This window comes from Sphingobium sp. 3R8 (genome assembly GCF_020166615.1).
Classification (GTDB): domain Bacteria; phylum Pseudomonadota; class Alphaproteobacteria; order Sphingomonadales; family Sphingomonadaceae; genus Sphingobium; species Sphingobium bisphenolicum.
The window spans coordinates 17,983-39,453 of sequence record NZ_JAIQXR010000032.1; the positions used below are offsets into that span (position 1 = coordinate 17,983).

The 21,471-nt window shown below is 57.7% G+C and carries 17 protein-coding genes; 11 read left to right on the forward strand and 6 right to left on the reverse strand.

Features of this window, described 5'->3' with window-relative positions:
- The first annotated feature begins 13 nt into the window (after positions 1–13).
- Complete coding sequence (locus K9B33_RS21540; protein ID WP_224551165.1) at positions 14–442, forward strand: nuclear transport factor 2 family protein; 429 nt, start codon at positions 14–16, stop codon at positions 440–442.
- A 259-nt stretch (positions 443–701) separates the two neighbouring features.
- Here K9B33_RS21540 and K9B33_RS21545 read toward each other — a convergent pair whose 3' ends face one another.
- The 4 genes from K9B33_RS21545 to K9B33_RS21560 form a co-directional block, all read right to left on the reverse strand.
- Positions 702–1,139: a type II toxin-antitoxin system RelE family toxin gene (locus K9B33_RS21545; protein WP_224551166.1), complete on the reverse strand. Its 438-nt coding sequence runs from the start codon at positions 1,137–1,139 to the stop codon at positions 702–704.
- Positions 1,140–1,143: 4 nt separating this feature from the next.
- Positions 1,144–3,567, reverse strand: a complete 2,424-nt coding sequence (locus tag K9B33_RS21550) for an N-6 DNA methylase (RefSeq protein ID WP_224551167.1) — start codon at positions 3,565–3,567, stop codon at positions 1,144–1,146.
- Positions 3,567–4,481 (reverse strand): IS1595 family transposase, encoded by a 915-nt coding sequence (locus tag K9B33_RS21555; protein WP_224551181.1) that lies wholly within the window; start codon positions 4,479–4,481, stop codon positions 3,567–3,569. The genes K9B33_RS21550 and K9B33_RS21555 overlap by 1 nt, the downstream gene beginning before the upstream one ends.
- Positions 4,482–4,637: 156 nt before the next feature.
- Complete coding sequence (locus K9B33_RS21560; RefSeq protein ID WP_224551168.1) at positions 4,638–7,022, reverse strand: TonB-dependent receptor; 2,385 nt, start codon at positions 7,020–7,022, stop codon at positions 4,638–4,640.
- A 288-nt stretch (positions 7,023–7,310) separates the two neighbouring features.
- Here K9B33_RS21560 and K9B33_RS21565 point away from each other — a divergent pair, with 288 nt between their 5' ends.
- Positions 7,311–8,558 carry an MFS transporter gene (locus K9B33_RS21565; RefSeq protein ID WP_224551182.1) on the forward strand — a complete coding sequence of 416 codons (1,248 nt, stop codon included), beginning with the start codon at positions 7,311–7,313 and terminating at the stop codon, positions 8,556–8,558.
- Positions 8,559–8,563: 5 nt separating this feature from the next.
- Here K9B33_RS21565 and K9B33_RS21570 read toward each other — a convergent pair whose 3' ends face one another.
- Positions 8,564–9,862 (reverse strand): NtaA/DmoA family FMN-dependent monooxygenase, encoded by a 1,299-nt coding sequence (locus tag K9B33_RS21570; RefSeq protein WP_224551169.1) that lies wholly within the window; start codon positions 9,860–9,862, stop codon positions 8,564–8,566.
- Between the two features lie 147 nt (positions 9,863–10,009).
- Here K9B33_RS21570 and K9B33_RS21575 point away from each other — a divergent pair, with 147 nt between their 5' ends.
- From K9B33_RS21575 to K9B33_RS21615, 9 genes are all read left to right on the forward strand, one after another.
- Positions 10,010–10,615, forward strand: a complete 606-nt coding sequence (locus tag K9B33_RS21575; protein ID WP_224551170.1) for a TetR/AcrR family transcriptional regulator — start codon at positions 10,010–10,012, stop codon at positions 10,613–10,615.
- A 63-nt stretch (positions 10,616–10,678) separates the two neighbouring features.
- The gene (locus tag K9B33_RS21580; protein WP_224551171.1) at positions 10,679–11,371 is read left to right on the forward strand and encodes a TetR/AcrR family transcriptional regulator; all 693 of its coding nucleotides are present in this window, start codon (positions 10,679–10,681) and stop codon (positions 11,369–11,371) included.
- Positions 11,372–11,727: 356 nt separating this feature from the next.
- Entirely contained in the window at positions 11,728–12,480 is a 753-nt protein-coding gene (locus tag K9B33_RS21585) for an SDR family oxidoreductase (RefSeq protein ID WP_224551172.1), read from the forward strand.
- A gap of 78 nt (positions 12,481–12,558) precedes the next feature.
- Complete coding sequence (locus K9B33_RS21590; RefSeq protein WP_224551173.1) at positions 12,559–14,529, forward strand: FAD-dependent oxidoreductase; 1,971 nt, start codon at positions 12,559–12,561, stop codon at positions 14,527–14,529.
- A gap of 69 nt (positions 14,530–14,598) precedes the next feature.
- The gene (locus tag K9B33_RS21595; RefSeq protein WP_224551174.1) at positions 14,599–15,549 is read left to right on the forward strand and encodes an SDR family oxidoreductase; all 951 of its coding nucleotides are present in this window, start codon (positions 14,599–14,601) and stop codon (positions 15,547–15,549) included.
- Positions 15,550–15,593: 44 nt separating this feature from the next.
- Entirely contained in the window at positions 15,594–15,980 is a 387-nt protein-coding gene (locus K9B33_RS21600; RefSeq protein ID WP_224551175.1) for an EthD domain-containing protein, read from the forward strand.
- Positions 15,981–16,138: 158 nt separating this feature from the next.
- The gene (locus K9B33_RS21605; protein WP_224551176.1) at positions 16,139–18,376 is read left to right on the forward strand and encodes a TonB-dependent receptor; all 2,238 of its coding nucleotides are present in this window, start codon (positions 16,139–16,141) and stop codon (positions 18,374–18,376) included.
- 174 nt (positions 18,377–18,550) lie between these two features.
- A complete protein-coding gene (locus tag K9B33_RS21610; protein WP_224551177.1) occupies positions 18,551–19,456 on the forward strand; it encodes an LLM class flavin-dependent oxidoreductase in 906 nt (301 codons plus the stop codon).
- A 12-nt stretch (positions 19,457–19,468) separates the two neighbouring features.
- Positions 19,469–20,332, forward strand: a complete 864-nt coding sequence (locus K9B33_RS21615) for an SDR family NAD(P)-dependent oxidoreductase (RefSeq protein WP_224551178.1) — start codon at positions 19,469–19,471, stop codon at positions 20,330–20,332.
- Between the two features lie 489 nt (positions 20,333–20,821).
- Here the strand turns inward: K9B33_RS21615 and K9B33_RS21620 are convergent.
- On the reverse strand, positions 20,822–21,471 hold a 650-nt coding region (locus K9B33_RS21620), incomplete at its 5' end, for an IS256 family transposase (RefSeq protein WP_224551179.1).

Genomic DNA, 21,471 nt, shown 5'->3' on the forward strand with positions numbered 1-21,471 from the left:
CTGCATCGAGGACATGATGATGAGTATAGAGGATCGCCTCAATCTACAGGAACTAAACTATAAATATGCCTATTATGTCGACAATTTCGAGCCGGATAATTGGGCGGCGATCTTTGCCCCGGACGGGATACTGGACGAAAGCGCATTTTTCGACGATGCGATTTTCACCGGGCGCGAAGCGATACGCGCCTATGGTGCCAAGATCTGCGACACGGTCGACCATATTGTTCATCTGATAAACAATCACATCATCTCGGACCTGACAGCGACGACCGCGCGCGGCACATCCGTCAGTCTGGTCGAAACGATGCGCAAGAACGGCGAGCGTATCCGATTTCATGTCAGATATGACGATGACTATGTCAAAATCGGCGACGATTGGCTGATCAAGCGCAAAATCCTCGGCAAGTCATTCCCATTCGAGAATGTTGTCGCCGGATAGTCCGCCGGGCATCCGATACCAAGTTGTAATGATCGTGATCCATAAGACTCCTCCCCCTTGAGGGGGAGGTTGGGTGGGGGTGTGTTACCGCCAGCGTGGACGCTCGCCTTCACCTCGCTCCCCTCCCCCGACCCCTCCCCGCTGGGGAGGCTAGATGAGTCACAATCATCGCACGTTGGTATGTACCCAAATTGGGCGATTATGCACTTTGCAACACCAAGGCCGCGCACTCCGACCGGCATTGCCGGGTGTTTTGAACCTAGGACTTCCCGCGCTTATTCGGCGGGTAGGAGCTTAGCCGCTTAGCTGGCTTTTCTTCATCGTCCTGTGGAGCAGAGACGCCAAGCGCCTTACTCATGATCGCGTCGAAGTCGGCTTCTTTCATCTTCATGTCGTTGGCCGGTTCTGCCCTTGTCTTAGGCATGCGGTACACGTCCTTCCGGTGGTCAATATCGAGGATCAACACCTCATCGGGATTGGACCGCACGACGTAGAGGATGCGGTAGTCGCCCGAGCGCTCACGATACACGGGATCGCCATCATCCGTCACTACGTCATGCAGCTTCTTAGAACCTTGCGGGTGCGGATTAGCATGCAGCGCTTTGGCCTTCTTGATGACCTGCTTCCGCAGCTTCGGCGGCAGCGTGTCCAAGAAGTCCAGCGCGGCGGAGGTAAAGGCGAAGCCTACGTATGGCACTCGCCTATTCCTCCATCATAGCCGCAAGCCGCGCCTCCAGTTCCGAACCCGAAACTGCCCTCGCCTTTCCATTCCCCAAGTCCGCAAGCCGCATTCGGGCCGTTTGACTATCGAGCGCGTCTTCGGCGTCCTGGATCATGCGGTCTTCGACGCTTGCCGCCCTTGCGAGATATTCCTCGACGCGCGCCAGAAGCTCGTTGGTATGCGGCAAGGGGAAGTCTGCAATTCGATCCGGTGTGGCCTTGCGCCCATAGCTAAAGCGCCACCGCTCGTTTCGGATCGCCGCCGCAGCGACGTACATCATCGCATGGGACACGCCATCTTTGGGCAGCAACAGCATGCAATCATCGGAAACGCCGCACGGCCATTCCTGCACATGGGCATAAGCAATCGAGCCGTTGCCGGGCACGGTTACGAAGGGCGGCTTGAGAATGAACTCGAAGTCGAAAAGCCCATAACAGCCGTTGTCGAACTTGGACGAGGATATGACCAGCGACCGGCCGGGCAGAAGCCCGTCTTTGCTGTGTAGCTCCTTCTGCCCGTAGTAGATGTCGAAATAATCGGCGACGGAGCCCGGCTTGATCGCCTCGAATTGCCATGCCTTCTTGCGCATAGCGCGCACGTCGAGCGGGTTGTCGGTGTTGAGTCGGACAAGATCGGCCGAGTGAAAAGCTACGAACGAGGTGCGAGCGCGGATGACTTCCTGTGTCGCATCGTCGCTCGCCTCACCGGACATTTCTCGGGCCGGGATATACGCGCCGGGGCCGAAGCTTGCGTCGTCGTCCAGCTCTGCCCAACCGGAAATGCCCGGCTCGCTTTTACCCGCCTGGAAATGGTCGAGCATCTTGGGAAGTTCCGAGCCTTCGCAAGCCACGCGCACACCTTTGCGGATGCGATAACCGTCGTTCTCGATACGCGCAAAAAAGGCCCGCTTGCCCTTCGGATGCGGGATGCCTTTGCGGAGGTACACGATCACCGTGTATGGCTGGGCATAGGGCTGAAACAGCTCGTCGGGCAGCTTGATCGCTGCTTCGAGCGTGTTGTTTTTCAGGATAGATTTGCGCCAACCGGACTTGTTGCTTTTCACCAGCAGCGACAATGGAATGATCGCAGCCAGCCGCGCGCCCTGCGACAGCCCGGTCAACGCGCGCTCGACGAAATCCTCGGTCGGCGTATCGGTTTGCTTGTGCGGGTACGGCGGGTTCATTAGCACAACGCTGGCCGTGCCGACCGGAAATTCTGAAGCTGTGAAAGCGTCGCCGCGATGCACGCTCGAAGAGCCGTCGCCGCGCAAGATCATATTAGCGACGCAAAGCGCTGCCGTGATCGGCTCGTCATCAAAGCCGATCAGACGCGAGCTTACGAGTTTGACCATTTCTGAGCGGGAAATGTGATGCTCGCGAGCCACCCGCTCCATTGCGGCGATCAGGAATCCGCCCGTGCCACACGTCGGATCTAGAACCACGTCGTCTATCGAAACGCTCAGCAGGTCGGCGCAGAAATTAGCGATGTGACGGGGCGTGAAATACTGGCCGATGGTGTTGCCGCCAGCGTAGCGGAAGAAGGTCTCGTAAAGCTGGCCTAGATAGTCGTGCTCCGCCGTGAGGACGGACACATTCAGGCGCTCTAGGATGCTAATGATCCGTCGCGCTTTGACCGCCAGCTTATCGTTCGCCTCGTCAACATGCAGGCTCTTGGCGAGCACTGCTTTGCCAGCGTTCCAGAAAGCTTGCTCACAGGCCCGATTGATGTCGGCCAAGATATTCGGTGGGTCTTTGCGCAGAGCGCCCTTCGACTGCCACAGAGCCAGCATGCAGGCGCCGACAACCGAAGGGCGCGAGCGATCGTTGACGTTCGATTCCCGGAGCAGCCGGTTAATCTCGTCAGCGAACGTCGCGAGGACTTCCGGGCTAGGAACAGACGGACGAAGTTCCGAGGTCGTTGACGGCGCACGCAGGCGCTCGGCATCAACCCGGTTGGGTATCCAACCAATGGGATTGCCCTCATAGGTGATCGACCGCCACGCGGAGCCATCCCACTTGAAGACTCTAACGGCGAAATCGTCTTCACTGGTCCCAGCGATCGCCACGGCAAGCGGGGAATAGCCCGCGTCAACGCAAGCCTTACCGTATATCTCTGTTGCCTCGCGAACGGCCTTGTCGAGATCGGAAACCGAAGCTTTCGCCTCGATCACAAGAACGGGCTGCATCGACTGGCGATCCACGACAACGGCCTCGGGCAGACCATGGCCGATCATGGTGACCTTGCTGCGGCCAAGGAACACGTCTCTCAAATGGCCGTGATCTTTGTACTCGTGCTGACGCAGCATCTCGCCATTCGGCGGACGCCGACAGTCCCAGCCTTGGGCTTGAAGTAACTCCGTCAGCAGCAGTTCGGAGCGGACCTCGGAAACGCGAGGACGTGCCATTATGCGCTGGCCTTGGGGCGATACATCAGGCGCTTCCCCTCAATGCGCCGGATGCCTTCGGCGGTGCGCTCACCGTCCGAGGACTTCCGTGTGTTGTACTTAAAATCGAGTTCGGCCGTGTAGAGATGCAGATGCTGGCGGCTCACGTGATGGTGCGTACCGTCAAGGCTGCGCTTGCTGTTGCCAAAGAAGCCCTCAACCGTGTTAGTCGTGACGGTGCGGCCCGAGCGGTAATCGTAATAGCCGTACTCTTCGGCGGAGTGGTTCACGCGCGAGTGCGAGGCAAAGCGCTTGCCCGACTTGTTGTAGAGCGAGGACTCGTCGGTGTTGAGGTGCGCTTCTTCGGTAACGTGTCGGCGTAGGAGCGTGTCGATCGCCTTGCCGGTCACGCGCTCTGCAACGACCGTCGACCGAACGTCGCCGCCGCGCTCAACGAGCGAAACGACCGCAATCTTGTTGCCAGTGTAACCGCGACCTTTGCCCTTAGCCTTGCCGCCGATGTAGGTTTCGTCAGCTTCGACTTCGCCGCCAAGCAGACCCGCCGGGCTCGCATCTTTGAGCGCATACCGGATGCGAGCACACAAGAAATGCGCAGTCCGATAAGAGCCGATCTCAAGCTGGCGTTGAAGCTGTAGCGCGGAAATTTGCGTTTTGCTGGCGCACATCATGTAGAAAGCGATCAGCCACTTGTGCAGCGGAATGTGCGTGGACTCCATAACGGTGCCCACGGTCACGCTGAAACGGTCGTCGCAGGTGCCGCACTTGTAAAGGCCTTCGCGGATACGAGCCTTCTTGTTGGGCGTCAGCGCGTAGTTTTTTTCAGCGCTGCCACAGTGGGGGCAAACCGGACCATTGGGCCAGCGCATCTTCTCGAAATAGGCACGCGCCGCTTCCTCGGTCGAGAAGCGCCGCATGATTTCCATAAGGGTAAGATCGCCGGACATGCATTTTTACTACACCCGCCGAGTGGTGTCGTCAAGTGCATAATCGCCCCAAATTGCCTGGATCGAAGCGAATATCGCTGTTGCCCGGCCTGCGCCGGGGAACAGCGACAAAGGGTCCGCCTGGTATCAGTTGAACTTATAGGAGAAGCTTACGCCGTAGGTTGCGGGCATGCCGGTAAAGCGCGTGACCGTGTCGGCGAATTTCACGACGTTGGTCCAGTAATATTTATCGGTGATATTGTTGCCAAAGGCCCACAGCCGCCACCGGCCTTCGCTATCTTCAACGCCCAATTGCGCATTGACCGGCGTGTAAGCGTCGATATCGTAGAGTGACGATGCGGCGAGTTGCGCGGACGCCTTGCTGCGATAGGCGAGGCCCGCACCCCCGAAGAGGGTCAAGCTGGGCGTGATCGGTGTGGAATAGCTGGCATCGACGTTTACGCTCCATTTTGGCGAGAAATTGAGCGGCAACCCTTGCATGTTTACCAGCGGCCCTTCGATGCTGTAGCCGATGTAATCCTTGATCTTCGTGTCGATATAAACCGCTGAACCGGACAGGGTCAGCCCTTTGACCGGACGCAGGGCAGCCGACAATTCCGCTCCGTCGATCCTTGATTTGGGGATATTGACCTGCGTTGCCACCAGCCCGAACGGAAAGCCGGTGTTACTGCGTCCACGCTGCTGCTTGTCCGCATAGTCGTAACGGAAAATTGCGCCCTCTAAGGATAGTCCGTCGATCGCGTTGGATTTGAACCCCAGTTCATAGGCCAGCAAGTCTTCCTGCACGACCGGGGTGAACGACGCATTGTTGCCGGCGCTCAGGGACGGGTAATTGCCCGCCTTGAACCCGCGGCTGACGCGCGCGTAGATCAGCGAGCGGTCGAACGGCTTGAGGTTTACGTTGATGTTCCAGGGGGTGTTCGATTGTTCAAGACGATCGAGCTTGAACCCCGGGATGAAATCGGCATTGGACGTTATACATCCACCCGGCATGATGCGCTGAGAGGCCGACAGGGGCGGCAGCCCGTTACTGGAGCGCAGAAAGTTGGTAAAACCGTTATAGGCGGCTGCTGCGTTGCCATTGCCGCTGTCAGCACTGCATCCCTTGAACTTCCGTTCTTCGTTGTTGATGCGCAATCCGCCGGAAATCGTGAGAAAGTCGGTCAGTTCAGCTTCGATATTGGCGAACACACCATAGCCGCGAATGCGCTGATTATTGAGATTGCGCGTTGAATTCAAATCCACGCCAAAGAAATTCGACACGACAGAGAAGTCGTCGAAATAGCCGAGCTGGATATCGTTGACATTGTCGCGCTGGTAATTCGCGCCTATGACGAAGTTGATGATCGAGAAACTGACTGAAAGGCGCAGTTCTTGGGTGAAGCTGGTTGCATCGGACGCGAGATCGTAGCGCCCGTTGATGATATCCCTGCCCAGCGCGGGCGAATATCCGATGCCGTCGGCTTCATGCACGGATCGATTGCGGAACTTGGAATAGGCCGTCAGCGATGTCAGCGTCACATCATCCGAGACATCATATTCCAGACGGAGGGAGCCTTGATAGAACCAGGCATTCTGGTCGAAATCGGTGTCCCTGTCCCAATCCGCCGACCGGGCGTTGCCGGTTGCGGCCGGCGCGGACTGAACGAAGGAAAAGGGCGGCACTGCGGGGTTGGTGGGAACGATCTTGACGAGTTGCGGCGCCTGCGTGTCGGACTTGTCCTGCCAGCCGTTTACATTGAGCAGCGCGCGAAAATCACTGCCCGGTCTCCATTCGAGCATGGCGCGCCCTGCGAACTTGCGCACTTTGCCCAAGCTATCGTCTCTCGTAATACTCTTTTGCCATCCATCGCCGCGCTCGCCGCGCGCTGCGATCCGTCCCCTGAGCGTATCGGACAAGGGGCCGCTGACGAAGCCTTCCAGCGACGCGGCATTGAACCGGCCATAGCTGCCCCTGATCCCGGCCTGGAAATTATCGGTCGGCTTGGCCGCAATATAGTTGATGGCACCGCCGGTGGCATTCTGGCCATAGAGCGTGCCTTGCGGTCCTTTTACGACTTCGACTCGTTCCAGATCGAACGTCGCCCCGCGCGTGAATATGGGCAGGGTGAGGGGCACTTCATCAACATAGACGGTGACGCTGGAACCGGCGCCGACGGTGGGCTCGTTGACGCCCACGCCCCGCAGGCTGTAGATCGGCGTTGCATAGCCGCTATTGCCGATGGACAGGCCAGGGACCAGAGCAGCAAGATCGCCGACGCTCGAGATCTGCCGGGTTTCAAGCTGGGAACTGTCGAGCACGCTGATGGCGATGCCGACATCCGTCAATGTCTGCGATCTGCGGTTGGCGGTAACGACGATATCGGCGCTCTCACCAGTCGAGGCCTGTTGTGTGTTCCCGTCTGCCGGAGCGGTTGGGCCAACAACGGTGGGCTGGGCCGCGGCGCCGCAGGCCAAGAGTGCGCTACCGCAGGCTGAAACGAGCCACATGCCCCGAAGAATCTTTGACATTTATCCTATCCTCCTCCCAGATGATGCTGTTTGCATTCTTTATCATTTTTTCCTTCTAGACTTTAGGATCGAAAGACTAGAGATTGTTTGTGGGATAGCTTTGTTGCCGGGGGCGGTCAACAGCTCTTGACGTGGCTTTCCACGCAAAATTCCGTTTACATTACGCTACGGCACAGCCTTGTCGACGATTGCCAAGACCGATCTCGAACGTTGTAAAGAGGATGAAAGATGAACGATTTCGCTGGCCCCCCTGCACAGCCAAGTCGCTCGCTTGGGCTTGCGTACCAGATGCTGGGCGTACTCGTCATCGCTTACATCGTCGCCTTTCTCGATCGTCAGATCATCGCGCTGCTTGTCGCGCCCATCAAGGCATCGCTTCAGATCGATGATTTCCGCATCGGGCTGCTACAGGGGCCTGCCTTTTCGCTCGCATTTTGCGCAGCCACGCTGCCGGCCGGGATCATCGTCAGTCGCTACAATCGCCGCAACGTGCTGATTGGCGGCATATTGTTCTGGAGTTTCGGCACCATATTATGCGGCTTGGCGCAGAGTTTTCCGATGCTGTTTTCCGCCCGGATAGTGGTTGGACTGGGAGAGGCAATCCTGTCGCCGGCGGCTTATCTGATGATTACCGACGCTTTCCCGAAAGAAAGGGTCGTGCGCGCTCTTTCCATCTTCACGATGGCGGCAACGCTGGGGGTGGGGGCCGCCTTCGTTGCTGGCGGCGCGGTCATCAATCTCGTCAACAGCCTGCCGCTCATTCCGGGATATCAACGATGGCAGGTGGCATTCTGGATCATCAGCGTTCCCGGCTTCCTGGTGGCCCTGCTGTTGCTGGGGATAAAGGAGCCGCAGCGCACTGCGGCGATCGCCGACACCCCGGCTCGTCTGTCGGATGGCTTCAAGCTTCTGCGCGCGCGAGCGGGGGGCTTTGCTCCTGTGTTTCTATGTTCGGGCCTGTTGGGCATCGTCTATTATGCAGGGTTCGTCTGGTACGCGACCCATCTTATCCGTGTGTTCGGTTTTTCACCCAGCAAGGCGGGGTTTGTTCTTGGCGTCCTGTATCTATGTTGCAGCAGCCTGGGCACCTTGTTCGGGGTGGCGCTGGCCGAAAGGCTGCAACGTCGCGGAATGGCCGATGCCCCGCTCGTCGCCGTGGCCTTTTTCTCCTTCGTCGCGTTTGCCACCAGCGGCTATAGCGCGGTTGACAGCCTCCCCCTTTCCCTGGCCATGCTTGTGCTCCAGTCGCTCGCCCTCGGCTCTTTTTTCGGCAATCTCGTGGCGGCGCTGCAACTGATCACCCCGCCATTGCTGCGCGGCATCAATTCTGCGATCTTCATACTCTGGAACAATATCGTCTCTCTGTCCGCAGGCACGTCGATCATCGGTGCCTTGTCGGCCACTGTCTTTGCCGACAGCATCATGGGGCTGGGCTACAGCATTTCCCTGACATGCCTGATCTGTTCGGCCGCATCCATTGCGGCAGCTCTTATGGGGCGGCGCAGATATCGAGATGCGGCGTCCCAGACCGCCTGAAACGGTCAGCCGGACACGCGTGGATCAAGACCGTATTGGCTCGGCGCGCCAAGATGATCCCGCAAGGTCCTTCCCTGATAGTCCAGGTGGAACAGTTCGCGTTCCTGCAGGATCGGGACCACGCCATCCACGAACGCATCGATGCCATCCTCGTAGACGTCCGGGGATAGCCAGAAGCCATCGGCCGCCTCTGCTTCGAACCAGGCCTGCATATGGTCGGCGGCGTCCTCAGGCGGACCAGCGATCACCGGATGATAGTCGATCACGCCATGCGCCAATATGTCGCGCAGGCTCCAGCCCTCACGCGCGATGCCAAGCGCATGACTAGAGCGAGGATCATAGGGTGATGGGCGGGCCGCGGCGAGTTGGGCCTTCGAAAGCGGTTCGTCGAGATTATGCGCATCGAGCCGCAACGAGAGCATCTGTCCGAGGTATCCGGCCCGATCGGAGAATGTATGGCCGCTCACCGCGATCCGCCGATCCAGCCCCGCCCGCCTGTCGGGCGCGATCGTAGTCATCAGGCCGGGAAAGAATTTGATTTCGTCCGGGTCACGACCTGCGCGTTCGGCGGCGTTGCGGAGTGCAGTGCGTTGGGCGCGCGCATCCTCGATCGTGTAGGTGGCGCCGATGACGCCACTGGCATAACGTCCGGCAACTTCCAGCCCCTGATCTCCGCCCCCTGCCTGGAAAATCACCGGCTGCCCCTGTTCGGACGGCGGGAGCGGAAGCGGTCCACTGGCACCGACGTGCCGCCCTCGCAAATTGATCGGCCTTATCTTTGCTGGGTCAGCGAACCGTCCGGAGGCTGTATCATGGATCCAGGCATCCTGTTCCCAACTGCCCCACAGCGCCTGGACGATCTGGATGGATTCATGGAGCCGCTGATATTTCTCGCCCCGCGGCGGCAGTTGCCGTCCATAATTTGCCGCGATCTGGGGATCGCTTGTCGGCACGGCATTCCATCCCGCCCGGCCATGGCTCATCAGGTCCAGGGCTTTGAACTGGCGGGCGAGATTATAAGGTTCGTTGAAGGTTGTAGACCCTGTTGCGACCATCCCGATCCGCTGGGTTCCGCGCGCCACCGCGGCGAGCGTCATCATCGGATCGATGGTGATCTGCGGCGCTTCGGTCGCTATGTCGCCCTTGAGCGCCGGAAAATCAGGCACGAACAGGAATTGAAACTTGCCGCGCTCTGCGGTCTGCGCAAAGCGGACCTGATTATCGAAACTGGTGTAGCTGGTCGGATCGACCCCAGGCATGCGCCACGCACCGGGCTGCGACCCATAGCCATTCCCGAAATGCATGCCGATTATCATCTGTCTAGTCATCATGGCCCTTCCGCTGCCGTGAGCGCCGATCCTTTTCACAAGAGCCCGTCATTGCTAAAGGGAGACAATCTCCGTTAAACATGAGATACGGAGACAATCTCCGTTATACAAGGGCGCATTGTCATGCCGCACGCTTCCGCTGCTCGTCGAACTCGCAAGGATGCCCGGGAAAACAGGACGCACATTCTGGAAGTCGCACGGGAGGCTTTCAGGAAGGAGGGTGTGGATGTTTCGATGGACGCCATTGCCACCCAGTCGCAGGTCGGTCCAGGAACGCTTTACCGGCATTTTGCGAACAAGAATGCGTTGCTAGCCGCTTTGCTGGACGCGCACCATGAAGACCTGGAGCGCGAGCGCGGCTTGATCGAGGCGGAAGAAATGCGCCCGGATCGGATATTGGAGCGGTGGATCGACGCGCTTGGCGACTGGATGCTGGTCTATGATGGCCTGTCGGAACCGCTGCGCGCGGCCTGGTCGAGCGCCAATTCACCGCTGACCCTCACCTGCCAGAACGTCATCGATACGACCGACAGGATATTGCGTGCCGCGCAAGAGGATGGCGCTGCACGCCACGACTTGACAGGACGGGATATTTTCCTGGGCAGTCTGGCAGTGGCCTGGGCAGGTGGAGCCAGTGCTTCTGATGCGAACACGCGGGATGTCCTTCGCGTCATGCTGAAAAAGGGATGGGCCACGGGCGACGGCCACACAGGCAGGGCCGGTCGGTAGAGCGGCGCAGGGGTTTGGCGTCGGTCAGCGTGATGGAGCGGGCTGACTGGAGCGATGGCACGGATGAAAGAAGCACGATCAACAATGACACAAAAGAAAACCAAGCGAATGATCACGGGACATGCCCAGGCCCCGTCCACGCCAGCAAGGGGAACCGGAACTGCCGAAGCTATCATCGATGCAGCCATCCAGTTATGGGGCGCGCGCGGCGTAGACGGTGCTTCATTGCGGGAAATCAGCATCGCTGCCGGTTCCGCCAACAACTCCTCTATCGGCTATCATTTTGGCGACAGGCGCGGCCTCATCGAGGCTATCTTTCGAGCGCGCATGCCGGGGCTGGAGGAACGGCGCAAACTTTTGCTGGAGGACGCCAGGGTGCGCGGATTGCTGGATGATCCGCTGACGTTGATAGAAATTACATATCAGCCGGTGTTTGACGAGATCGACGCGCAGGGCTGCCACAGCTTTGCGGCCTTCCTGCGTGCCGTGAACCGCTTCTCGGAATGGGACGGCAAGGCATGGACCCAGGAACTTGCCCCCAGCGCCTTTCTTGTCATGCAAATATTGATGCGCAAGGCGAACCATGTACCGCAGCCGCTGTTTGACGCCCGTGTACGACTGATCAACGAAATATGTTACGGGGCCATCACGGACCAGGATAAAAATCAAAGCCGCGCTCCCGATGCCACGCTGGCCAAAAAGATATTCCAGGATGGGCTGAAAGCGTCCGCCCATCTGCTATTTCTGGATGTATGAGCAAACAGGCCGTCTCCGATTTCGTCCCGGCCCTTGCAATCCTCCTATCCCCCAACCGAAGCTCGATTAGGAATCAAATCCTAAATCCTGGATTGCGTATTGACTCGATCATGGTCTCATGCAAATCAGTTATTGGGATATATGTCTTAAAAACCTCATAAGGGTTGGGACACTGAGGAGGATGCAGGGCTGGTAACCCAAATTCCGGATCAGATAGGTCTGCGCCTTGATTGCAAGGACGACCTTGAAAATTCCAATGCTGTCTTGCCTGGGCGACCATATCGGGGACCCAACCGCAAGTCCGGCTATTGGTCACTGTTGGAATTATAGCCGGTCGGATGGATGGGATGGCTTAGATGAGCAAGCGAGAACTGTCGGGCAAGTGCGCGTTGATAACAGGCGGGACGCGCGGCATCGGCCGTGCGGTTGTGGCAGCTTTGGCTGAGGCGGGCGCTGATGTCGCTTTCAGTTACAGATCTTCGCAAGCCGAAGCGGATAGCATCATTGGCGAACTGGAACGGCAGGGCGTGTGGGCCAGGGCATTCCGGTCGGACCAGTCCGACCCGGCGGCCGCCCGGCAGCTTGTCGATTCCGTCATGGAGGCATTCGGCCGGGTCGATATCCTGGTCAACAATGCCGGCCTGGCGAGCCTGCAACGCCTGGGGGAAAGCCGCGATTATCAGGAAGTTGATCAATTGTGGGCCGTCAACACGTTCGGCGTCATCGCGACCATCCGGGCCGTGGCCCATGTCATGGCCGATGATGGCCGGATCATCACCATTGGTTCTGTCAGCGGAAGCAAGGCAGGCATGGCCACCGCGGCTGATTATTGCGGCTCGAAGGCGGCGGTCGCGGGCTATACGCGTGGCGCGGCCCATGACCTCGCACCGCGCCGGATCACGGTCAACATCATCGAATCCGGCATGATGAATACGGAAATGGCGCACAATATGCCGGAAGCGGATCAGCTACGTATCCGCGCCGGCATACCATTGAAGCGTTTTGGCGATCTCACGGAAATAGGCGGATTGGTCACTTTTCTCGCCAGCCCCGCTGCCGCCTACATCACTGGCGCGACATTGACGATCGACGGTGGCTTTTCCGCATAAGATCGCTGCGCATTTTTCCAACGCCTATAAGGCGCGGCCCGGCATGACAGGGTCGTCCAGATGAACGGAGACGAGAGGATGGCTTACACCCATGTCGACAAGCCGATTCGGCTTGGCAATGTCGAGGTTAAAAACCGGACGTTTCGGCCCGCGCATGGCACCGGGATCGGCTGGGGCGAGATGAACGATGCGCTGGTCGCCTATCATGCAGAGCGGGCGCGCGGCGGTGTTGGCCTTATCATCAGCGAAGTCGGTTCGGTCCATCCCTCCACGCCGTTGAACCTCAACATTTATAATCACGACATCGAAGGCGGGATGCGCAAGCTCGTCGATCATGTCAAGCCGCATGGGACAAAGCTTTTCCAACAGCTTTGGCATGCCGGCCATTATCTTGGGGCTCTCGACGGCTCGCCACCCTGGAGCGCATCCGATATCCCCAATGTGGAGGTAGGCACCGTGCCGGTCCCAATGACCAAAGGCATGATCGACGAGATCGTCGGCGCCTATGCAGAATGCGCGCACCGCATGGAGCAATATGGTCTGGACGGGGTCGATGTCCACTGCGCCCATGGCTATCTGCCTGCCCAATTTTTCTCGCCCAACACCAACAAGCGTGAAGACGAATATGGCGGCAGTTTTGAAAACCGGACCCGATTCATCATGGAGATGATGACGGCCATCCGAAATGCTGTTTCCAGGGATTTCGTGGTCGGCGTCAGGGTCGGCACGGATCTGGCCGTCGGCGGCGTCGGTATCGAGGATAATTTGCGCCTGGCCCAGATGCTCCAGGACCAGGGTCTGATCGACTATGTCAACGTGTCGATGGGCAACTATTGCCGCAACGACAAAATGATCGGCGGGATGAACGAGCCTACCGGCTATGAGATGCCAACGAGCGTTCCCATCACCCATAATGTGACATTGCCGACGCTGGTGACGGGGCGGTTTCGGACGCTGGAGGAAATCGATCAGGTCATTCGCGATGGCGATGCCGACATGGTCGGTCTGGTGCGTGCGACCATCGCCGATCCTGAACTGGTGTCCAAGAGCTTTGCTGGGCAGGGGGATCGCGTACGGCCTTGCATCGGCTGCAACCAGGCGTGCGTGACCAATCAGGTTTTCGGCCTGCCGATCGAATGTGCGGTCAATCCTGGTGCCGGACATGAACTGGAGCGTGGCGACCATCTGCTCAAGGTCGTGGCCGAACCGCGCACTATCGTGGTGATCGGCGGCGGACCTGCGGGGCTGGAGGCGGCGCGTGTCGCAGCCGTTCGTGGCCATAAAGTCATATTGATGGAGGCCAGCCCACAGCTTGGCGGATCGCTGCGCGCCGCCGCCAAAGCGCCGACGCGCCATAACATGGTCGATATTGTGACCTGGCTGGAAGAGGAAGTATATCGGCTGGGCGTCGAGGTGCGATTGAGCAATTACGCCGATGCCGACGATGTCCTGGGCGTGGGCGCAGATGCGGTGATCGTCGCGACCGGTGCGATGGAGCGAATGGATGGAATCCAATCCTCTCATCTGGGCGAACCGATCAGTGGCGTCGGTCGCAGGGGAGTCATCTCCTCGACGGAACTCTTCATGATGACACCTTCAAATCTGGGTCGAAGCGCCGTTGTGATCGATGATGTCGGCCATTATGAGGGGCTTGGATCGGCGGAGTTTCTGATCAACCAGGGGCTGTCGGTCACCTACGTCACGCCGAAGCGTGAAATCGCGCCGCTCGCCCGCCCCACATTGATGGTCGAGCCATATCTGCAACGGATGCAGGGCAAGCCGTTCCGTCACATGATCCGCACGCGCGGCATAGCGATCGAGGACGGCCATGTGATCGTCGGGCCGGCCTATCTCGAAGATGGCAGCCAGGACAGGACGGTGCTGGATGCCGACACCGTCGTTCTCGTATCGAGCAACCGCCAGAACCGCGAAATTTACGATGATCTGAGGGGGCGTGCCGATCATCTGCATATCGTGGGGGATGCCAATTCACCGCGATATGTCCAGACGGCGATCCGCGAAGGTCATCTCGCGGGCGCGGCGGTCTGACGCCGATCTCGATGGACAGAAACGGTGGGGCGGGATCCCCTAAGGCTCTCCAATTGTGAGGAACATGGAATGACCGAGCAAAAGATAATCGCGGTGCTGTGCGCCAGTAGCAGGATGGGTCAGGCCCAGGTGCGAGAGCTTCTTGCAAAGGGCTACACGCCACGCGCAATTTCGCGGACGGCGGACATTTTTTTGCGCGATGAGTTTCAGGGCACGCAGGTCGTCAGCGCCGATTTTTCCGATGTCGATGCCCTGGCCGCAGCTTTTGCTGGGACGGATGCTGTCCTGAGCGCCATCCCTTCGCTGGCGGGTGACAAATCGGGCCAATATGCCCAGAACCTCGTCGAGGCGGCAGGTCGGGCGGGCGTTCGGCGGATTATTCACAATTCGATGATGTGGGCACCTGACGCGCCCTGCGGCGAACCCTTCTATGACGGCGTTCTGTGGCTGGAGAACATCATCGCGGGCGCGAGCCTTGATGTCACCATTTTCCGCCCGGTTCTTTTCATGGACAATTTGCTGACGCGTTTTGCCAAGCCCAATCTTGTCGATCACGGTCTTTATAAATATTGCCAGCGCCCAGGACTGCTCGCGAACTGGATCGCGATGGACGACGTCGCGCAGTTCTTGGTGGCGGCCATTATGAAAGGTGAACTCATCGGTCGGCGCATCGCCATCGGTGGACCCCAGCGCCTGGCGGTCGAGGAGGTTGTCGATATCCTTTCCGACGTTCTCGGCCGCCCGATCACCTACGAATATGAGGACCCCTACGATTGGGGCGAGCGTGTGCACGGCGAAGTCGGGCTATCGAATCTCATGCCGCGCGATGTCTACGCACAGGCGATGGGCAGTTTCTACACGTTCAACAATGAATCGCCGCATCGACCATTTGAGGTCGACATGCATCCGATCCTCAACGAACTGGCTGTCCCGATGGTCACGTTGCGCGAATGGGCAGAAAGCCAGGACTGGACGTCCGACACAGATAGCACAGCGTCGATCGGGTCCGTATCTGGATGAAATTCCACTACGCCGTTTTCAGAGTTGATAAGGATTGAACCAAAATGAAGAAGATGATTGTTTTTCTTAAGAAGAAAAAGGGCATGTCATTTGAAGATTTTCGTGATCATTACGAAAATGTTCATGTTCCATTATGTGGTGAGCGGATAGGCCATCTTATTCAAGATTTTCGGCGCTACTATCCCCAGAACCTTAACAATCTCTACCATGGCAGGCCCGATGCCGACGCGAGCTATGATGACGGCACCTCTTATGATGCCATCGCTGTTTATACGATAAAGAGCGAGGAGGCGCTCGCGGAACTCGTTCGGATTGGTCAGGACGTCGAGTTTCAGCGGCTCATCACCCAGGATGAGGAGCGGTTCTGCGACCGCGCAGCAACGCGCGAGGGCGTGGCTGACGAGTTTACCGGCTTGGGGATCAACGGGTAGCGAAAAGATGCATGCGACAAAGTCGCTCTAGCAATCGCGTCGTTATATAGGATATAGGAACCATCATTCGCGGACGGTCGAACGTCTTAGCCCGTTATCCAGCGAATTATGATCGAGAAATTGCCGTAGATACGGCGACGATTGCAAAAGGGGATGTTATGAAGAAACTGTTTCAAATCTCGTTGCTGTGCGGAGTGTCCGGCTTGCTCGGCATTACCGCTGCACAGCCTGTACTCGCGCAAAGCCAGTCGTCTGTCGCGGTCGAAGAGCCTGCACCATCGTCCGGGGACATTGTCGTCACGGCGCAGCGACGCTCCGAACGTCTTCAGGACGTGCCGCTCGCTATAACGGCGGTCAACTTCGAGACCGCGACGCAGCTTGGGTTGCGTAACATGCGCGATATTCAGTTGGCGATGCCTGGGACCGATTTTGCGACAGCAAGCGGATTCCTGTCATTGTTCATTCGCGGCATCGGCATCCAATATTCGACACCAGGTCTCGAATCTCCGGTCGCGATCTATATGGATGGCGCATATATTCCCCGCGCAGGCGGCGTGAATTCATTGCTCGACCTGGTCGACGCCGGCACGATCGAGGTACTTCGTGGCCCGCAAGGCACATTGTACGGACGAAATGCGACCGGCGGCGTCGTGCGCATCAACAGCGCTGCGCCGACGGACAAGTTTGAAGGGCGAATCCTCGCGGAATATGGCCGTTTCGATCACAAGCAGGTCGATGGCATGTTGAACATACCGGTGACGGACACATTGAGTGTGCGCTTCGCAGGCCGTTACAAAAAAGAAGACGGATATATCACTAACGTCGATGGCACCAAGCTGGCGGCGCAAAATAATTACACATTGCGCGGTCGGTTCAAGTGGGATGCCAGTGATAATGTGACCGTCGCCGGTGGTGTCGAATGGCAGCGCAGCAAAGCGCGCAACTATAATGATGCGCTCGGTCTGGGTGCCCCGACCTGCTATGTGTGCCAGTCCAGTGGTGAAACGCCGCCCGGATTTTATCAGTCGATACAGACCGATACAGGGCCTTACTATAATCGGATGTTCCGCACCGATCTGCGTGTCGATCTGTCGGGTGATCAATTCGACCTGACCAGTACGACAACCTACTTCAACAACATAAGCAAGCAGTTTGCCGACAATGATTTCGTATCATCGGACACCTTTCTGTTCAATGTCCCGCGCAATGGCGGTAAGGCTTTTTCGCAAGAAATTCAGCTGGCATCGAACTTGGATGGACGATTTAATTACCTGTTCGGTGTCAACTATTTTCATGATAAAAGTTTCATCAACATCGAACTTGCCGGTGCTGCTTATGATTTTGCTGTGGCATTTGCTGGGTCCTATCCGCGCAACAACGCCGACGTAAGAACCGAATCCATCTCGGCCTTCGTCGAAGGCACCTACGAGATCACCGATCAGATCAAGTTGACCGCCGGAGGGCGCTATAACTACGACAAGCGCGATCTGTCCGTTAATAACAGCACCGGGTTCCAATTGTTCGGTGCCCCTGCCAATTTCACGGACGGAGCGTCGTTTCGTGCATTTACGCCGCGGTTCGTGCTGGCCTGGGATAACGGGCCGGTTAATCTCTATTATAGCTATACGCGCGGATTCAAGGCTGGCGGATTTTCTACGCCTGCACCGTTCCCCGGCAATTCTATCAATCCGGAAAAGGTGTTCAATCACGAGGTCGGCATCAAGAATTCGGCCCTGGGCGGAAAGCTGCGTAGCAACCTTGCGGTCTTCTACTATAAGAATAAGGGGCTTCAGCAGCAGATCATCGACGCCACGGGTTCGGGCACCAAGACCGAGAATGTCGGCGCGGCCGAAGGCTATGGTGCCGAGTTGGAAGTCAATGGCGATCCATTGTCCGGCGTGGTTGTCGGCGCGTCGCTTGCCTATCTCCATGCCGAATATGCAAGCTATCCGAATGCCTCGCAAATCTGCTTTGACCCCACCGGTACCTCCAATCCGAATGCGCCGGGAGCGACGCTCTTTGCCTGTTCGGCGGACCTTTCGGGCACACGGGTTCCTCATGCGCCACGCTTTATGGCATCGCTGAACGCCAGCTATAGTTTTGGCCTGGGGAACTGGACCGGCAATCTGGCGGGCGTTGCCCAATATCGATCGAACTTTCTGTTCTGGCCAGGCGCCGGCGGACCGTTGGGATATGATCGGCAGAGCGGATATGTCCTTGCCAATTTTTCCGGCTATGTCAGCCCTCCAGGCGAGCAACTGCGTCTGGGCTTCTACCTCGACAATGCATTCGACAAGAAATACACCCAGAATCGTACTACGGGTGCACCCTATGGCGTGAATTTCAACGCGGCCAAACCCCGGTCTTACGGTGTTCGCGCAGAGTACCGCTTCTAGAGTGATTGGGCAGTCGTTCCCGCTTTGGCGGGTTCGTCTGCCCTGTTTCTCCTATCAATAACGTCTGCGAGACAGGGTTTAGCGGGCGCAACTATTGGATCGGTCAACACTGGCCATCTGATATCCCGCACGATCAAGGTGCTCATAAATCACGATAAGCTATTGGAGTGTATCATGGCTCGTATCGGTGTTCTTCTCAATCAGCATGCCTATGACTTGGACGCAGACGCTTTATCGCGCTTGGCCCTTTCCGTGGAAGCGCTGGGCTATGAAAGCGTATGGCTGCTCGATTCCTTCAGCCGAGACCCATTTCTAGCGGCATCCTTCATTCTTGGAATCACGACGACATTGAAGGTGGGGACCGGGATTGCAACCGTTTATAGCCGTGACGCCATGGCCGCGACACAGGCACGGGAGACATTGTCGGAATATTATCCTGGACGATTTATAATGGGCTTGGGCGCATCCAATGAATGGATAGTGGGCGTGCGCAAAGGGCAGTGGGCGCCCCCTGTACAGAAAATGACAGCATATCTGCAAGATATGGACGATGCGGAACTTGCTCACGCTAAACCCAAAGAGATGGCACCACTTCATATAGCAGCGCATGCGCCTGGGCTTCAGAAACTCGCTATGAAGCACGGCCAGGGAATTTTCACCTGGATCCTGCCAGTCGAGAATATACGGCAAGCGCGTGCTTTTGTTGGACCCGACCTTGAAGTCACTGCCAACTTCCCGGTGATCTTGACGGAGGATCCAGACGAAGCACATCGGGTCGGTCGTGCCTTCATGACGCATTACATCCCACTTGCTTATTATCAGGCAGCGTACACCAAAGTCGGCTTCGGACCGGAGGACTTCGAACAGGGTGGCAGCGACCGGCTGCTCGACGCCATCATTGCTTGGGGAACGCCTGAAATGATCAAGGCGCGGGCGGAAGAATATGCGGCTGCCGGCGCTTCGCGCATCATCATCAATCCGATCCGGGCGGCGGATCATCCTCCGGTGGGCGGTGAGCGGGACGTGAATGCGGACTGGGACGCGCTGCGGCAAACGACTAATCTGCTATCATTAGCGTAAGACGGCGTCATCATGAAGACAGTCTTGGTCATCGGCGCGGCCGGGGGTAGCGGATCGGCAACAGTAGGTGCGCTTCTTCGACGTGGAGATAGGGTGCATGCAACGGTTCTGAACGATGCCGAACTTCGTTTGGCAGATGACCAGAATCCGGGGCTTGCTTCGATCAGCTTGCTCGACCTTAGTTGTTCAGAACAACTTTTGGCTGCCATGCCTGCTGTGCTTGAAAAGTCCGGCGATGTCGATGCGGTCATCGTGTGTGCGGGGATGTCGGTCGCAGGTCCGCTCGAAACTGCAGCCATATCGCAGCTCCGGACAGTCATGGAAGTTAACTGTTTTGCGTGCCTTGCGATCTATCAGGCTACAATGCCTATGTTGCGCCGGACGCAAGGCCGCCTGATCATGATCAGTTCGATTGGCGGCAAGGTTGCGATGCCGATGCTTGGAAATTACTCCGCGTCAAAATATGCGTTGGAGGGTTTGACCGATTGCATGCGCCGGGAGACGAATGGATCGGGCGTAGATATTATTCTCGTTCAGCCTGGCGGCGTTAAAACGTCGATGACGCGTAACCAGTTGCGTGATATCGAAGATCGCATTGCCAATCTGTCGGTGGACGAGGAGGCCCAGTATGGCACTCTGTATCGCCAGTTCCTTCATGTGGTAAGTTTTGGCTATGAGCAATTCTACTCGCAGCCCGAACAAATTGCGGACGTTATATTAACCGCGCTGGACGCCAAGGAGCCTGCCACCCGCTATCTTGGCGGACCTGATGCTGAGCAGTTCTACTCCATGGCTACCAGTATGTCTGATCGGGAACTTGATGTAGTGTTCGCGGAGACATTCGGTACCACACCAACACAAGCCGCGCGAGAATAACGCACAGGTGTTTTCGCCAATTTTATAAATTGGTCCGGTAAATATTGAGCGCTGGTCAACAATCTGGGTGCTGTTCCGAAACTCAATTGAGTACTGCAAACGCGTTATCTCGACGCTTGCCGCAGTCGTTGGTTCAGGGGCTTTGCAACTCGGATTGTCCGAAGCGAGATCTCGACCCCGCTTGAAGGGATGGTCCAGTTGATCGATTTTTCGGCTTTTCGCTCCATGCATCTGTCGGCGCTAGCCTGATGGGAGGAATGTCCATTGTGGGATAGGCGACAAATGGCAATACCGGCACCGCATGGCCGGTAGCCTGATGGTCGAATGTCTGGCATTGTGGCTTGCTGCGGTGACCAAAGAAGCGGCCGGGGCGAAAGGAACAGGTGAACAATCATCGGCTTCAGCGCTGGTTGATATGTTTCCGTACTTGAGATCGTGTCCCGCGGGATGGTGTAACAGCGGGTATCCTCGGTAGAGGATCGGACTGGATCAGGCTGCCACGCCGGGCAAACTGATGAGGGGATTGTCGCCGACGGTGGCGAGACTTTCAAGTGTCATATATCGGCGAGCCACGGCCCATTCGTCCTGCTGTTCGAGCATGAGGGCTCCGACGAGGCGCACAATGGCCGCGTCATTGGGAAAGATACCGACAACGTCGGACCTTCGTTTGATCTCTCCGTTGAGACGTTCCAAGGGATTTGTGCTGGAAATCTGCGGCCAATGTTCTTTCGGGAAGGCTGTGTAAGCGAGGACGTCTTCGCGGGAGCCATCCATCATCTCAGCAAGTTTGGGAGCGCGATCACGCAGGGCATCGGCGACTGTTTGCCATTGCTTATGAGCCTCCTGAGCAGTTTCCTGCGCGAAAATTGTCTTGATCATGGCGGTGACGGCGGCACGCTGCTTAGTGGAAACATAGGCGAGCGCATTGCGCATCCAATGAATCCGACAGCGTTGCTGGGTTGCGTGGAAGACCTTGCTGGCAGCGGCGCGTAGGCCCTTGTGATCGTCTGCAATGACAAGTTTGACGCCCCTGAGCCCGCGATCGGCAAGAGAGCGCAAGAAGCCCTTCCAGAAGGTTTCGGCCTCGGTTGGCCCGGTGTCGACGCCCAGTATCTCGCGGCGGCCATCGTTGCTGACAC

What these genes read in the sequence shown, in the direction of transcription:
- K9B33_RS21580 (WP_224551171.1), top strand. Translation starts at nt 10,679, where the DNA reads ATGAAAGAAGCACGATCAACAATGACACAAAAGAAAACCAAGCGAATG.
- K9B33_RS21555 (WP_224551181.1), bottom strand. Translation starts at nt 4,481, where the DNA reads ATGCGGCGCTTCTCGACCGAGGAAGCGGCGCGTGCCTATTTCGAGAAG.
- K9B33_RS21605 (WP_224551176.1), top strand. Translation starts at nt 16,139, where the DNA reads ATGAAGAAACTGTTTCAAATCTCGTTGCTGTGCGGAGTGTCCGGCTTG.
- K9B33_RS21595 (WP_224551174.1), top strand. Translation starts at nt 14,599, where the DNA reads ATGACCGAGCAAAAGATAATCGCGGTGCTGTGCGCCAGTAGCAGGATG.
- K9B33_RS21600 (WP_224551175.1), top strand. Translation starts at nt 15,594, where the DNA reads ATGAAGAAGATGATTGTTTTTCTTAAGAAGAAAAAGGGCATGTCATTT.
- K9B33_RS21575 (WP_224551170.1), top strand. Translation starts at nt 10,010, where the DNA reads ATGCCGCACGCTTCCGCTGCTCGTCGAACTCGCAAGGATGCCCGGGAA.
- K9B33_RS21590 (WP_224551173.1), top strand. Translation starts at nt 12,559, where the DNA reads ATGGCTTACACCCATGTCGACAAGCCGATTCGGCTTGGCAATGTCGAG.
- K9B33_RS21540 (WP_224551165.1), top strand. Translation starts at nt 14, where the DNA reads ATGATGATGAGTATAGAGGATCGCCTCAATCTACAGGAACTAAACTAT.
- K9B33_RS21585 (WP_224551172.1), top strand. Translation starts at nt 11,728, where the DNA reads ATGAGCAAGCGAGAACTGTCGGGCAAGTGCGCGTTGATAACAGGCGGG.
- K9B33_RS21570 (WP_224551169.1), bottom strand. Translation starts at nt 9,862, where the DNA reads ATGCATTTCGGGAATGGCTATGGGTCGCAGCCCGGTGCGTGGCGCATG.
- K9B33_RS21610 (WP_224551177.1), top strand. Translation starts at nt 18,551, where the DNA reads ATGGCTCGTATCGGTGTTCTTCTCAATCAGCATGCCTATGACTTGGAC.
- K9B33_RS21550 (WP_224551167.1), bottom strand. Translation starts at nt 3,567, where the DNA reads ATGGCACGTCCTCGCGTTTCCGAGGTCCGCTCCGAACTGCTGCTGACG.
- K9B33_RS21560 (WP_224551168.1), bottom strand. Translation starts at nt 7,022, where the DNA reads ATGTCAAAGATTCTTCGGGGCATGTGGCTCGTTTCAGCCTGCGGTAGC.
- K9B33_RS21615 (WP_224551178.1), top strand. Translation starts at nt 19,469, where the DNA reads ATGAAGACAGTCTTGGTCATCGGCGCGGCCGGGGGTAGCGGATCGGCA.
- K9B33_RS21565 (WP_224551182.1), top strand. Translation starts at nt 7,311, where the DNA reads ATGCTGGGCGTACTCGTCATCGCTTACATCGTCGCCTTTCTCGATCGT.